Genomic DNA, 14,355 nt, shown 5'->3' with positions numbered 1-14,355 from the left:
CGTTCCCCTCAGCGGTAGGGGTTGTCCTCGCCGCTGCCCGCAGGCCGCAGCGTATAGCGTTTGTAGGTCCACTGGTACTGCGCGGGATCGCGTCGCGCGATCCGCTCGACGGTTTCGTTGAGCGCGGTGACCGCTGCCACCGGATCCGCATCCGCGATCGCCGGGGGAGCGGGCTCGACGTGCAGCGCGAAGTCCGGTCCGGGTCCGATCCGCTCGCACCAGGCGAACAGAACGACCGCGCCGGTGCGCTCGGCAAGCCGCGAGACCAGCGTCATCGTCAGCGCCTTCTTGCCGAAGAAGGGGGCGAACTCGCCGTCGCCCGCCTTGGGCTGCTGGTCCGGAAGGATGCCGACCGCACCGCCTTCCTTGAGCACCTTCCACAATTGGCGTACGGCCGGGCCTTCCGCGCGCACCTGGCGAATGTTGTCGGCGCCGCGTACGCGCAGCAGGAACGCATCACCGGTCGGCGAGGCCGGCGGGCGGTAGACGATGGCGAGCGGGCCGCGCGAGGCCAACCACTGGTTGAGCAGTTCCCAGTTGCCGAAGTGCGGCGCTGCGACGATCACGCCCTTGCCGCTGGCCAGCGCCGCGTCGTATAGCGCCTCGCCATGGCGTTCGCGCAGGTAGGCGAGGTTTTCCGCGGGCGGTCGGGTCCAGAAGCGAAGGGTCTCGAGCGCCTGCCGGGAGGTTGTCCGCAGGATGGCGCGGTGCAGTTCCTCGCGCTGCCCCGGCAGCAGGTCGGGGTACGCGATCTCGAGGTTGCGGCGGGTGACCCGGCTCTCGCGTGCGTCCGCCTTGCGCCACGCCCACGCCATCAGGTCGCCGAGGGTGCGCAGCCAGGACCAGGGGAGGCGCCCGAGCAGGGCGGCGGCGTGGTAGCCGAGGGCGGCGAGGGTGTCCGGTTTCATGCGTCGAGTGTAGCCAACCCGGATGGCGGTCCCTGGCGGCGAGGGCGCGGAGCGACGTTATCCTGTCGCTCCCCGTCCGGACATCCCGCCATGCTTTCCCTGATCCAGCGTGTGACCCGGGCTTCCGTGGCCGTCGATGAACGGGTGATCGGCGCCATCGACGGCGGGCTGCTCGCGCTGGTCGCCGTCGAGCCGGGGGACAGCGACGCGCAGATCGCGCGCATGGCCGAGCGCTTGCTGGGCTACCGCGTGTTCGCCGATGAGGCCGGACGCATGAACCGCTCACTTTCCGAGACGGGCGGCGGCCTGCTGCTGGTCAGCCAGTTCACCCTGGCGGCAGATACGCGGTCGGGGCTGCGCCCCAGCTTCACGACGGCAGCCCCTCCCGTCGAGGCTGAACAGGGATTCAACCACTTGGTCTCGATCTGCCGGGAAAGGCACGCCGGGAGGGTGGAAACCGGCCGTTTCGGTGCCCATATGGTGATCAGCCTCGTCAACGACGGGCCCGTGACCTTCCTGCTCCGCCCCTGACGTTTCCCCCTTGCCGGGCACCAGGTTGCAGGAACCCAAGCCGGTCCGGGCTGGTATAATACGGGGTTCTCCCTTCCTCACTCCCGGTGGCGCAACCTCCATGGCCAACGAACGTCCTGCGCAGCAGTCCGATATCAAGCTCTTGATCAGCAAGGGCTTGGAGCAGGGCTATCTGACCTACGCCGAAGTCAACGATCACCTGCCGGACGACCTGGTCGACCCGGAGCAGATCGAGGACATCATCGGCATGATCAACGGCATGGGCATCGATGTCCATGAAGTTGCCCCCGATGCCGAAACCCTGCTGCTGGCCGACGGCAACACCGGCAACCGCGAAGTCGACGAGACCGCGGCCGAAGAAGCCGCTGCCGCGCTGACTTCGCTGGATACCGAAGGCGGCCGCACCACCGATCCCGTGCGCATGTACATGCGCGAGATGGGCACCGTCGAGCTGCTGACCCGCGAAGGCGAAATCGCCATCGCCAAGCGCATCGAGGAAGGCCTGGGCCAGGTGCAGGCCTCCCTCGGCAATTTCCCGTGGTCGATCGAGCTGCTGCTGGAAGAGTACGAACTGCACAAGGCCGGCAAGAAGCGCCTGGCCGAAGTCGTCGTCGGCTTCAACGATGTCGAGGAACCGGCGCCGGAAGTACCGGCCGCTGAAGAAGCCTCTGACGCGACCGAAGACGCCGAGGACGAAGAAGACGGCGACGACGATACCGCCGAGGAAGCCGCGCCGACCGGTCCGGATCCGGAAGAGGTCGCGCGCCGCATGCAGGTGCTGGCCGACGGCTACGCCAAGTTCAAGAAGTCCTATGCCAAAAATGGCGCGGACAACAAGGCCGTCACCAAGCTGCGCGCCGAACTCGGCGAGACCTTCGTCACCCTGAAGCTCCCGTTGCCGCTGACCGATACGCTGGTCCGCAAGCTGCGCGAGGTCGTGGCACAGGTGAAGGACCATGAGCGCCGCGTGCTGCACCTGTGCGCCAATGTCGCCAAGATGCCGCGCAAGGAATTCCTGCGCGCCTGGGAGGGCAACCAGACCAACCTCGGCTGGGTCGACGAGGTGCTGAAGCGCAAGCAGAAGTGGTCGTCTGGCCTGCGCGACGTGCGCGAGCAGATCGTCGCCGAGCAGGAAGCCACCATCGCCGTCGAGCAGGCGATGCACCTGACGCTGGCCGACATCAAGGAAATCAGCCGTGCGATGGCCTATGGCGAAGCCAAGGCGCGCAAGGCCAAGAAGGAAATGGTCGAGGCCAACCTGCGTCTGGTCATCTCCATCGCCAAGAAGTACACCAACCGCGGCCTGCAGTTCCTCGACCTGATCCAGGAAGGCAACATCGGCCTGATGAAGGCGGTGGACAAGTTCGAATACCGCCGCGGCTACAAGTTCTCGACCTACGCCACCTGGTGGATCCGCCAGGCGATCACCCGCTCGATCGCCGACCAGGCGCGCACCATCCGTATCCCGGTGCACATGATCGAGACGATCAACAAGTTGAACCGCATTTCCCGCCAGATGCTCCAGCAGTACGGCCGCGAGGCCACGCCGGAGGAGCTGGCCAAGGAAATGGACATGCCCGAGGACAAGATCCGCAAGGTCATGAAGATCGCGAAGGAACCGATCTCCATGGAAACGCCGATCGGCGACGACGAGGATTCCCATCTGGGCGACTTCATCGAGGACACCAACGTGGAGTCCCCGATCGAGAACACCACCAACATCAACCTGTCGGAAACGGTCCGCGACGTGCTCGCAGGCCTGACCCCGCGGGAAGCGAAGGTGCTGCGCATGCGGTTCGGTATCGACATGAATACCGACCACACGCTGGAAGAAGTCGGCAAGCAGTTCGACGTCACCCGCGAGCGCATCCGCCAGATCGAAGCCAAGGCGCTGCGCAAGCTGCGTCACCCGTCGCGTTCGGAGCAGCTGCGCAGCTTCCTCGACATCGACTGACGCATCCAGGCTTCATAAGCACCAGATAAACGCGGCCCCGATGGGCCGCGTTTGTTTTTGGCGAAGGGGTGAAGGTTTACGACAGCCTTTTCATCTTCATCACGCATGGATGCCTAGACTGGTCGCACCCCACGAGCAAGACTTCCGCGTGCAGCGACGGGATGCAGTGAAATCCGTCCTCGCCATGGCATTGCTGGGCACCATGCCCCGCGCGCTGGCGCAGGTTTCGACAGCAGCGAACACCGCCGCACCCTCCACACGCTTCGACTTGGAAACGGTTCCACGCCTTGCGCAGGCGATGGCGAAGCAGCCCTTCCGCGCGCCAGGCGACAGCCTGCCTGCGGCGTTGGCGGCCGATTACGACGCGTATCGCGACCTGCGTTTCGATCCCGGGCAGGCGATCTGGCGCCGCGAAGCCCTGCCGTTCCAGCTGCAGATGTTCCATCGCGGTTTCCTGTTCAAGCAGCGCATCGACCTGCACCTGGTGCATGACGGAGCCGCCACGCCGCTCGTCTACTCGCCCGCGATGTTCTCGCTGCCGCCCGGGGTCGGCGCGGAACTGGGCGCGGACACCGGCTTTGCGGGATTCCGTGTGCATACGCCGCTCAACCGGGCGACGGTGTACGACGAACTGATCGTCTTCCTGGGGGCGAGTTACTTCCGCGCGCTGGGCAAGGGACACCTCTACGGCCTTTCCGCGCGCGGACTGGCACTGGGCAGCGGCGATCCCGGCGCCGAGGAGTTTCCGGTGTTCCGCGCCTTCTGGATAGAACAGCCCGCATCCGATGCGGATCATCTGATCGTCCATGCCCTGCTCGACAGTCCGAGTGTCGCCGGCGCTTTCCGTTTCGCGATCCGGCCCGGCGGAGAGACGGTCATCGATGTGCAGTCGCGCCTGTATCCGCGCGTGGATCTTGCCCGCGCGGGTATCGCGCCGTTGACCAGCATGTTCGAGTTCGACGCCGGCGACCGCGCCGGGGTCGACGACTACCGGCCTGCCGTGCACGACTCGGATGGACTGGCGATCTTCAACGGCAAAGGCGAGCAGATCTGGCGGCCGCTGGGAAATCCGCCGCGCGTGCGGACAAGCGCGTTCGTCGACAGGCAGCCACGTGGTTTCGGGCTACTGCAGCGCAAGCGTCGCTTCGCCGATTACGCCGACACCGAGGCGCGCTACCACCAGCGCCCCAGTCTCTGGATCGAACCGGTGGGCGAGTGGGGAGACGGCGCGGTGACGCTGGTGGAGATTCCTACCGCCGACGAGTATCACGACAACATCGTGGCGTTCTGGCGACCGCAACAACCGCTGCGTGCCGGTCGCGAGTATCGCTTCGACTACCGCATGCACTGGTGCGACACGCACCGATGGGAGGCTGCGTTGGCGACCGTCGGCGCCACCCGCATCGGCGCGGCCCCGGATGCCACGCGACGCCTGGTGGTGATCGATCTGGAGGGAGGGCGCCTGGCGTCCATGGTCCATGACACGACGCTGACGCCCGACGTGTGGGCGGTCCATGGCGACGTCATGAATGCGGTCGCGTATCCGAATCCGGAAGCGGGTGGATGGCGACTGAGCTTCGAATTCCGTCCCCACGGGGACGGACATGATGTGGAACTGCATGCGCGCGTGCTGGAGGGGCATACGCCGCTGTCCGAAACCTGGCTGTACCGCTGGAGCCCGTAATGAACGACCGAACCCCGCCTTCCGCCGCCCTGCAGAGTGAGTGGCTGCCCCTCGAATCGCCCCTGCCCATGCCGGTGCAGGAACTGCGCACAGGGCGTCTTTCGTCACGTCCGCTGCCCACGTCGCCCGCCGGAATCGGAGGACGTCGTGCCCTGGTGATGGGCATCGCGGCGATGTTGACGCTCTTCGCGACCTACCAGGTGTGGTGGGTACTGCGCGGTGGCGGCATCGACGTGCTCGAGGGCATCCTGCTCGTGCTGTTCGTCGCGCTGTTCGCCTGGATCGCACTCTCGTTCTCGAGTGCCCTGGCCGGTTTCGTCATGCTGCTCGCGAAACGTCCGCATCCGCTGGGTATCGATCCGGACGCGCCGTTGCCCGCGCTGACACAGCGCACCGCGCTTCTCGTGCCGACCTACAACGAAGATCCGTGGCGGGTCCTCGCGGGGGTCCAGGCGATGCACGAGTCGCTGGCGGAGAGCGGTCAGGGGGATCGCTTCGACTTCTTCATCCTGAGCGATACGACCAGGCCGGAGACGCAGCGGGAGGAACTCGCGGCCGTGCAGGAGCTGCTGCAGCGGCTGGGAAGTGGCGCGCGCGTGTTCTACCGGCGTCGCCAGAAGAACACCGAGCGGAAGGCCGGCAACATCGCCGATTGGGTCCGCCGTTTCGGCGGCGCCTATCCGCACTTCCTCATCCTGGACGCCGACAGCCTGATGACCGGTGACACCCTGGTCAGGCTGGCGGCGGCCATGGAGCGGCAACCCACGCTGGCGCTCGTGCAGACGCTGCCGATGATCGTCAACGGGCGCACGTTCTTCGCGCGCATGCAGCAGTTCGCCGGGCGTGTGTACGGGCCCGTCGTCGCACATGGCATTGCGTGGTGGCATGGTGCCGAAGGCAACTACTGGGGACACAACGCCATCATCCGCACCGCGGCGTTCGCGCGGCACGCGGGTCTGCCGCACCTCGGAGGCGGAAAGCCGTTCGAGGGCGCGGTGCTGAGCCACGACTTCGTCGAGGCGGCGTTGCTGCGCCGGGGTGGCTGGGCGGTGCACATGGCGCCCGGGCTGGGCGGCAGTTACGAAGAGGGCCCGCCATCGTTGACCGACATGCTGGTGCGCGACCGTCGCTGGTGCCAGGGCAACCTGCAGCATGGCGCCGTATTGCCCGCGCGTGGCCTGCACTGGATCAGCCGCCTGCACCTGCTGGTGGGCATCGGCCATTACTTCACCGCGCCGATGTGGGCGATGCTGATGCTGGTCGGCCTGGCGATCCCGCTGCAGCAGGCAGGTTTCCATCTGGACCAGCCGCACCTGGCGGGATTCACCCCTGCGCTGTACTGGCGCGGTGGCGACCCGGAACGGTTCCTGTGGGTTTTCTACTTCACCATGGCGGTGTTGCTTGCCCCGAAAGTGATGGGATGCATCGCCACGATGCTGGACCCCGCGCTGCGGCGGCAATGCGGCGGCGCCGCGCGGATCGCCGGCAGTGCGTTGCTGGAAACGGCGATGGCGGCGCTGATGGCGCCCGTCACCATGTACGTGCAGTCGCGCGGCGTGGCCGAGGTCCTCGCAGGCCGCGACTCGGGTTGGGAAACGCAGCGCCGCGACGATGGCAGTGTGTCGCTCGGCAGCCTGCTGCGGCGATACGCCGGACTGACCCTGTTCGGTGCCTTCAGTGGCATCGTCGCCTATCTGGTGTCTCCCGCCTTGGCTGCGTGGATGGCGCCGGTGATCCTGGGCATGGTGTTGTCCGTGCCGATCAATGTCCTGACCGCCTCGCCCCGGGTGGGAAGCCGCCTGTGCGCGGCGGGCTGGTTCCGCACGCCGGAGGACACCACGCCGCCGCCCGTGCTCGACCGCGCCCTCGGACTTCGCGCCCGGCATGACAGCACGCCATCGACGAGTGACGCCTCCGGTACAATCCCGCCGCTGGGGGCCTATAGCTCAATGGTTAGAGCAGAGGACTCATAATCCTTTGGTTCCAGGTTCGAGTCCTGGTGGGCCCACCAACTGCTTCAATCGCTTGCGCAAGAGTGGCGGGTGTGCGGAAGCTCGAAGGTACGTTTCCGGTACGGTCCCGACGACGAACCTTGTGGTGCCCTTGTAGAAAAGACATCAGCGATCAGTAGCCCCGCAAGTCGGGAAAGCTGCACCGCCTCGTGAGCCGAGGGCATATCTTCGTTCCGATGGCGCTGTGGTTATCTTTCGCGACTCTGCCTGTCGCCGACCGCCTTCCCGGGCTTTCGCTCATGGCGCAGCTCCGCGAGTTGCCCATCCAGGCAAACGACATAGGTGTCGCCGGGTTCACCCGCGGGAACCACGCCGCCCGTGAAGCGGGAGAATGCGGGCAGGATGGTCAGGCCGTTGCGTATCAGGAACGCGGGCCATCGGCCAGGAAGGCCGGGAAACCGGACGCGTGGATGCAGATGGCCGGCGATCACGTGCCCGGGTGTCGCCCTCGGGATGTGGCATAGCCGAAAAGGGCCGCGTGGGGTGTTCTCTTCCTGCAGCGTGAGATTCCAGTCCTCGGCCTGCCGATGCAACCGGCGATCGTGGTTGCCTGCGACGACAGAAATGACCAGCCCGGCATGCGCTGCGCGCCAGGCCTGCCATTCCTGCTGCCAGCCGCCTCCGGAGGCGGCACCATGGAGAAAGTCGCCGAGGACGCACAGCTCGCGTGCTTGGGTTTCGTCCAGCAGGTGTTGCAGGCGCAGCAGGTCCTCGCGTGTTCCTCCGCGAGGGACGGCGATACCGCCACGGCGCAAGGCCTCGCCCTTGCCGAGATGAAGGTCGGCGATGAACAGCACCGCCTGTGCGGGCCAGAACAGCGCGCGGTCCGCAAGAAGTTGCATGGACTCGCCGGCCAGTTCCAGCGTCAGGCTAGCGGCCATGCCGGCGCTCCAGCTGCTCCGCCGCCCGGCGCACGCGCACCTGCCAGTCCTCGGTGCTCAGATGGCCGCGCATGCCGTCGGCCCACAGCGGGAACGCCAGAGGCGTGAGGCTTTCGGGCCGTTCAACGGCGATGGCATGGTCCTGCAGCCGCCGCAGCAAGTTGTCGATCTCGGCGACATTCAGGTCTTCATCCATCGCTTCGCGACGCGCAAGCGCCAGCAGCAGATGGTCGGGATCGTGCTGCGCGAGAACATCGAACAGCAGGCCGCTCGAGGCCTGCAGCTGGCGCAGGCTGCGCGGCGCCCGGCCCGGAAGCGAGGGAGGCAGCAGTCCGGCCACCCGTGCGATGCCGCGGAACTGCCGGCGCGCCAGTTCGCCCAGGTTGGCACCCTGCATGAGGTCGTCGACGAGACCTTCCGGCGCCAGCAGGCTACGCAGCGCATCGGCGTCCAGTTCCAGGGGCCGTTGCGGCGACAGCATGAAGCCGAGATCGTTGGCCGACATCGAGAACGTGTTGGGCTCGCGTTGGCCAAGCCGCCACGCCAGCAGCGCAGCGAGGCCCTCATGCGTGCGGCGGCCGGCGAACGGAAAAACGAACAGGTGCTGGCCGTCACGCCTGCGTACCGTTTCCACCAGCAGCAGGTCGGGGGAAGGCATCCGGCTGACCCGCGCCTGCACCGCCAGCAGCGGTTGCAGCGCGCGCATCTCCGGCGACGTGCGGTCGTTCGCCAGCGTCGCGCGCACCTGCCCGGCCAGCCGCGTTGAGAGCGGCATCCGCCCGCCCATCCAGCGGGGAACGACGCCGTCGCCCTGCTTGACCAGGCGGACGTAGGCCGTCATGTCCTGCAGCCGTACCAGTTCCAGCAACCGCCCGGCGAAGTGGAAGCGGTCGCCGGGACGCAGCCGGCTCAGGAACGCTTCCTCCACCGCGCCCAGTCCGCCACCACGCAGGAACTTCACCGCGACGTTCCCGTCGCTGGCGATGGTGCCGATAGAGAGGCGATGGCGCAGGGCGACGGTGCGGTCATGCACGCGGTGCACGCCATCCTCGTCGTGCACTACGCGGCGATACTCGGGATAGTGCTCCAGCGCGCCGCCGCCACGCACGATGAAATCGAGCACACGCTGCCAGGTGGCGGCATCGAGCCCGGCGAAGGCGTCGGTGCGCCGCACCTCCGCGAAAAGCGCGTCCGCCAGGAAGCCGCCGCCCAGCGCAACGGTGACGCAGTGCTGCGCCAGCACGTCGAGTGGCATGCGCGGCGCCTGCCGGCTTTCCACCACGCCCTCTGCGATGGCGGTCCGGGTCGCGGCGTACTCCGCCAGCTCAAGCGCGTGCGTCGGGACGCAGAGCACGTGACCTGTTTCACCCGGCCGGTGCCGCGCACGTCCTGCGCGTTGCAGCAGGCGTGCCACGCCCTTCGGGCTGCCGATCTGGATCACCTGGTCGACGGAAGGAAAGTCCACGCCCAGGTCGAGGCTGGAGGTCGCGACGACGCAGCGCAGTGTCGCGTCGCGCAATCCCGCTTCCGCCTGTTGCCGCACGCCAGGATCCAGCGAACCGTGGTGCAGCGCGAGCGTAACGGCGTCCTCCGGCCAGACGGAGGCCAGGGCCTGGTGCCACAGTTCCGCATGCGCCCGCGTGTTGGTGAACAGCAGGGTCGTCCGCACGGCCAGCACGCGTTGCAGCACGCCTGCCAGCTGGCTCAGGCCGAGATGGCCACTCCACGGGAAGCGTGCGATGTCCGCAGGCAGCAGGGTCTCCAGGGTCATCGGGCGGGGACGTGCCGCGGAGAGCTCCTGCGGGGCAACATCCGGAGGCAGCAGCGCACGGCAGGCGCCGTCGAGGTTGCCCAGCGTCGCCGACAGGCCCCAGGTGCGCGCGTCCGGTGACCAGTGCCGCACGCGGGCCAGTGCCAGTTGTGTCTGCACGCCGCGCTTGCTGCCCATCAGCTCATGCCACTCGTCGACCACGATGCAGCGCAGGTCCGCGAACATCGGCGCGGTGTCGGGATAGCTCAACAGCAACGACAGGGACTCGGGCGTGGTGACCAGCACGTCCAGCTTGCCGCTGCGCGCCAGCCGCTTGTCGCGCGTACTCGCGTCGCCGGTCCGCTGCGCCACCGTCCATGGCAGGCCGAGGGCATGTGCGGTATCCGTCAGGGCGCGCGTGGTGTCCGACGCCAGTGCACGCAAGGGCGTGATCCACAGCACCCGGAGCGGTCGCGTTGCGTTGCGCTTCCGGCCAGAGGGCACAGGAGGCTCCGCCAGGGCTTCCAGCAACGGCCCCCCGAAGGCCGCCAGCGTCTTTCCGCTGCCGGTGGGGGTGTGGATCAGGCCCGATTCCCCGGCCAGGTAGTGCCGCCATGCCTGCCGCTGGAACGGCAACGGTTTCCAGCCCCGCGCGGCGAACCAGCGCTGCAGGCTTGCGAGCGGCGTCATCGCGCCAGCGCCTTCAAGGTCGCCAGACGGTCCGCTTCCGTGGCCGGCTTGTCGTGGCGCCAGCGCAGGATGCGCGGAAAGCGCACGGCGATACCCGACTTGTGGCGACCACTGACGTTGACGCCCTCGAAGCCCAGCTCGAAGACCTGTTCCGCTACGACCGAGCGCACCGGGCCGAAGCGCTCCCGCGTGTGGCTGCGGATCCACTGGTCGAGCGCGAGGATCTCCTTGTCGTCGAGGCCGGAATAGGCCTTGGCCACCGGCACCAGCTCGCCTGCCTCGTTCCACACGCCGAACGTGTAGTCCGTGTACAGCGTGCTGCGCCGTCCATGGCCGGCCTGCGCGTACAGCAGCACCGCGTCGATGGTGAGCGGATCGATCTTCCACTTCCACCAGTCGCCGCGCCGGCGTCCGCTGCGGTAGGGCGAATCGCGCCGCTTCACCATCAGGCCTTCCACGCCGCGGCCACGCGAGGTCTCGCGCATCGCGGCGGCCTCTTCCCAGTTCGCGGCACGTGCTTCCGGCGACAGCACCAGCCGCGGATCGCCGGTGGCGTCGAGGAGCTCGCGCAGGCGCTGCCGGCGCGCGTGCAGCGGCCATTCCCGTGCGTCTTCGCCGTCCAGCTCGAGCAGGTCGTAGGCGAGCACGCGGGCGGGCGCGGCCGCCAGGTGTTTGCTGCCGGGACGCTTGCGCTGGATGCGGGTCTGCAAGGCGGAAAAAGGCAGGGGCGCGTCGCCCTGGTTCCACGCCAGCAGTTCGCCATCGATCACCGCGTCGCGGGGCAACGCATCGGCGGCGGCTTCGATTTCGGGGAAGCGCCCGTCCAGCCGCTCTTCGCCACGCGACCACAGCGCGACCTCGCCGCGACGTCGGATGATCTGCAGGCGGATGCCATCCCACTTCCATTCCAGCAGCCAATCGCCGATGTCGCCCAGTTGCTCGACGGCCGCTTCCAACGGCGAGGCGAGGAAGAACGGGTAGGGCTGTTCGCGGTCGCTGTCCAGCACGTCGGTCGACAACAGGGCAGCGAGGAAGTCCGGCGTCGGCGGCCAGTCGCCGAGCATGCGTTGCGCGAGGACGGCGATGGGAACGTCGGACAGATCGGCGAGAGCCTGCTGCACCAGTCGCAGCGACACGCCGATGCGGAATGCGCCGGTCAGCAGCTTGTTGAACACCAGGCGTTCGCCATCCGGCAGTTGCATCCACGCATCGATGATCGTGCGGCGCCGCACCTCGGCATCCGCACCTGCGACCGGCAGCAACCGCTGTTCGATCCACGCATGCAGCGGAACCTCCGCCGCAGGCAGCGGATTGGAGGGGAGCAAGAGCGCCAGGGTCTCCGCGAGATCGCCGACGTGCGAGTAGCTGTCGTCGACCAGCCAGGCCGGCAGTCCCGCGACGTCGCCGCACCAGGCGCGCAGTTCACCACTGCCGGCGATCCGCCGCAGCTTGTTGCCGGCCAGCAACCACAGCCCCCACGCGGCATCGGCGCGCGGCGTGTTCCGCACGTACCCGGCGATCGCGGCCCGCTTGTCCAGCGTGCCGGTGCTGTGCTCCAGCGTCTGGTAAAGCGTGGCGAACGCCTTCATTCCTCGGCACCGAAGCCGGTGGAGAACGCCTGCGCATCGTGTCCGCGCTCCCGCAGGTAGCGGATCAGCGCGTCCGTGCTGCCATGGGTGGCGATCACGCGCCGTGCGCCGGTCTGCTCGATGGTGTCGAGCAACGCCGGCCAGTCCGCGTGGTCGGACAGCACGAAGCCGCGGTCGTAGTTCCGGCGCCGGCGGTTACCACGCAGGCGCATCCAGCCGGAGGCGAAGCCATGCTCCGCATCGCGGAAGCGGCGCGTCCAGGTCGACCCGGCGGCAGAGGGAGGCGCGATGACCAGCCTGCCCGCAAAGTCCTTGCCCTTGGGTTGCTCGCCGACGGGCTCGGTCGCGATCAGATCGATGCCGGCCTGGCGATATACCTGCACGCCGGTGTCGACCGCACCATGCAGGAAGACCGGAGGTTCGTCGAAGCGCACGAGTTCGGCGAGGATCCGCTGCGCCTTGCCGAGCGCATAGGCATACAGCACCGCCGTGCGTCCGCGCGCCGCGCAGGCACGCCGCCACGCGACGATGCGGCCGACCTCGTCATGGGTGTCCGGCCAGCGATAGACGGGCAGGGCGAAGGTGGCTTCGGTGATGAAGACGTCGCAGGGTACGGTCTCGAACGGTGCGCAGGTCGGGTCCGCTTGCCGCTTGTAGTCGCCGGCGGCGACCCAGACCTCGCCGTCCACCTCGATGCGCACCTGCGCCGAGCCCAGCACATGGCCGGCAGAGTGCAGCGACACGCGCGCCGATCCCAACCTGAAGGACTCGCCGTAGTCGTGCGGATGGAATTCCTGCTCACCGAGCCGCCAGCGCAACACCGGCATGCATGCGCGGGCCGCGTGGTAACACCCCATGCCGATCCGTGCGTGGTCGCCATGGCCATGCGTGATGACGGCGGTAGCGACGGGACGCCAGGGGTCGATGTAGAAGTCACCCGCGGGGCAGTACATCCCCTCGGGACGGAGCTGGATGATGTCGCAGTCATGGACTCCCATCGATCAGGATTCCACGGCGAAGCGGGTTATGCGGACGTGACGCGGAACGAGGCGCATTCATCCGGAAGTTGCTAGGCGTGAGACGTGGCTCAGTCGGAAGCATGCCGATCCGGACCTTGGATCCGTTGCGCACGTGCAGGGGCGCGAATGCATTGCGGAAAGGGCGCTGGTACGCGCGTGGGGCGTCACTGTGCGGGCCTGAATCGCGTCCCGGTCGCTTCGACCTGGAATGTGCCGTCATCCAGCGCGATGACACGGAGGCCGTCGGCGGTGCGGAACTCGGCCGCGGCGCCGGTCTTCCCATCGCCCGCGTGGAGGTTGTCTTCACTGTCGGGCATCACGCGGATCAACGACACCTGCTGTCCCAACTCGTCCACGACGAAGATCTCTTCGTTCACGGGTTTCATGCGTACCTCCTGTTCTGTGGTGGCGCTGCCTGTTCTTCCGGTTGCCGCGCAGTGCTTTGATCGGGGCCTTCAGGTTTTCCGTCGCGTCAGTATCTGGCCGACGATGGCGGTGATCAGCAGGCAGCTGTTGGTGACCGTGAACACCCAGTTCTCCAGCAGGACGGAATAGACGACGAACAAGAGGGATGCGCTGGCCTGGCCGAGGAACAGCCAGGTCGATACGGCTTCCCGGTCCTTGCTTGCCGACTGCTTGGCGATCTGCCGCACGAGCGTCGCCAACAGGATCGCGGAGGCCGTCCAGCCAATGATGTCGGTCACCGTCGACACTCCCGTGGTGCAGGCCCGAAACGACGCGACACGGCGCAAGGCCGTCCTGGCCGCCGTCCTGGCCGCCGTCCGGCACCGCGCGCCGGGTCATTCGCGCTATCCGGCGGACCGCGTCCAGCTCGCATGCTGCCAGGCGTAAGAGCGGCGCGGCGGCGCGTGGATGACGTCCGGTGCCAGATCCTCCCTGCCGCAGGCGCGGGCAATCAGGCGTTGGCGGTCCAGTGTCCAGCGTGTCGCCCAGCCCTTTCCGCTCTGTACCGAACGCACCGCGAACTGCTGCGGTGCGATGCCGGGGACATGCAGCAGGGTGCGCACGATCCAGCCGGCACCGACGGGAAGGATGCGGATCAGGGGATGATCGCCGAGGTGCAAGGTGTGCTGGTCGTTTTCCTGTCGCCACACATAGTCGGGCGATAGCTTTGCGTGGGACATGTCGTTTTCCCTGGTGCGGCGCGTGGGATGCCCAACGGTACGCATGCGACGTCGATGCCGCGTCAACGTCGACGGCCGCGCCGAGCGAGGAAAGACCGATGCACCTCGGCGCGCGACGGCCACCGACATGGTGTTCACCAACATGACCTGCGGTGCACATCGTGGTCACGCGCCGCGTGGAAGATCCGATGC

The 14,355-nt window shown here is 67.7% G+C and carries 12 protein-coding genes and 1 tRNA gene; 5 read left to right on the top strand and 8 right to left on the bottom strand.

The features are described 5' to 3' along the window. Positions 1 to 8: 8 nt before the first annotated feature. On the bottom strand, positions 9 to 908 hold the full coding sequence (locus tag IB230_RS08935) for a lauroyl acyltransferase (protein ID WP_192271060.1): 900 nt from the start codon (positions 906 to 908) through the stop codon (positions 9 to 11). Between the two features lie 90 nt (positions 909 to 998). On the opposite strand from IB230_RS08935, the gene dtd reads away from it, so the two are divergent. The 5 genes from dtd to IB230_RS08910 all read left to right on the top strand — a co-directional run bounded on the left by dtd (position 999) and on the right by IB230_RS08910 (position 7,088). After that, positions 999 to 1,439 carry a D-aminoacyl-tRNA deacylase gene (dtd, locus tag IB230_RS08930; RefSeq protein ID WP_192271058.1) on the top strand — a complete coding sequence of 147 codons (441 nt, stop codon included), beginning with the start codon at positions 999 to 1,001 and terminating at the stop codon, positions 1,437 to 1,439. A 100-nt stretch (positions 1,440 to 1,539) separates the two neighbouring features. Then, entirely contained in the window at positions 1,540 to 3,393 is a 1,854-nt protein-coding gene (rpoD, locus tag IB230_RS08925) for an RNA polymerase sigma factor RpoD (RefSeq protein WP_192271056.1), read from the top strand. Positions 3,394 to 3,559: 166 nt separating this feature from the next. Then, positions 3,560 to 5,077, top strand: a complete 1,518-nt coding sequence (locus IB230_RS08920) for a glucan biosynthesis protein G (protein WP_343227278.1) — start codon at positions 3,560 to 3,562, stop codon at positions 5,075 to 5,077. Beyond that, positions 5,077 to 7,050, top strand: a complete 1,974-nt coding sequence (gene mdoH, locus IB230_RS08915) for a glucans biosynthesis glucosyltransferase MdoH (protein ID WP_192271428.1) — start codon at positions 5,077 to 5,079, stop codon at positions 7,048 to 7,050. The genes IB230_RS08920 and mdoH overlap by 1 nt, the downstream gene beginning before the upstream one ends. Next, positions 7,013 to 7,088, top strand: a tRNA-Ile gene (locus tag IB230_RS08910). The genes mdoH and IB230_RS08910 overlap by 38 nt, the downstream gene beginning before the upstream one ends. Before the next feature lie 189 nt (positions 7,089 to 7,277). Here the strand turns inward: IB230_RS08910 and pdeM are convergent. The 7 genes from pdeM to IB230_RS08875 form a co-directional block, all read right to left on the bottom strand. Then, positions 7,278 to 7,970 (bottom strand): ligase-associated DNA damage response endonuclease PdeM, encoded by a 693-nt coding sequence (gene pdeM, locus IB230_RS08905; RefSeq protein WP_192271053.1) that lies wholly within the window; start codon positions 7,968 to 7,970, stop codon positions 7,278 to 7,280. Further along, entirely contained in the window at positions 7,960 to 10,410 is a 2,451-nt protein-coding gene (locus IB230_RS08900) for a ligase-associated DNA damage response DEXH box helicase (RefSeq protein WP_192271051.1), read from the bottom strand. The genes pdeM and IB230_RS08900 overlap by 11 nt, the downstream gene beginning before the upstream one ends. Continuing rightward, the gene (locus IB230_RS08895; protein ID WP_192271049.1) at positions 10,407 to 11,999 is read right to left on the bottom strand and encodes an ATP-dependent DNA ligase; all 1,593 of its coding nucleotides are present in this window, start codon (positions 11,997 to 11,999) and stop codon (positions 10,407 to 10,409) included. The genes IB230_RS08900 and IB230_RS08895 overlap by 4 nt, the downstream gene beginning before the upstream one ends. Further along, positions 11,996 to 12,997, bottom strand: a complete 1,002-nt coding sequence (locus tag IB230_RS08890; protein WP_192271047.1) for a ligase-associated DNA damage response exonuclease — start codon at positions 12,995 to 12,997, stop codon at positions 11,996 to 11,998. Before IB230_RS08890 ends, IB230_RS08895 begins: the two co-directional genes overlap by 4 nt. A gap of 185 nt (positions 12,998 to 13,182) precedes the next feature. Beyond that, the gene (locus IB230_RS08885; protein WP_192271044.1) at positions 13,183 to 13,404 is read right to left on the bottom strand and encodes a hypothetical protein; all 222 of its coding nucleotides are present in this window, start codon (positions 13,402 to 13,404) and stop codon (positions 13,183 to 13,185) included. A gap of 69 nt (positions 13,405 to 13,473) precedes the next feature. Next, positions 13,474 to 13,722, bottom strand: a complete 249-nt coding sequence (locus tag IB230_RS08880) for a hypothetical protein (protein ID WP_192271043.1) — start codon at positions 13,720 to 13,722, stop codon at positions 13,474 to 13,476. A 105-nt stretch (positions 13,723 to 13,827) separates the two neighbouring features. Continuing rightward, entirely contained in the window at positions 13,828 to 14,163 is a 336-nt protein-coding gene (locus tag IB230_RS08875; protein ID WP_192271041.1) for a hypothetical protein, read from the bottom strand. Positions 14,164 to 14,355 lie beyond the last annotated feature (192 nt).

The organism is Pseudoxanthomonas sp. PXM01 (assembly GCF_014851815.1).
Classification (GTDB): Bacteria; Pseudomonadota; Gammaproteobacteria; order Xanthomonadales; family Xanthomonadaceae; genus Pseudoxanthomonas_A.
The sequence above is the reverse complement of the archived record's forward strand: the minus strand, read 5'-3'. Positions and strand labels throughout refer to the sequence as shown.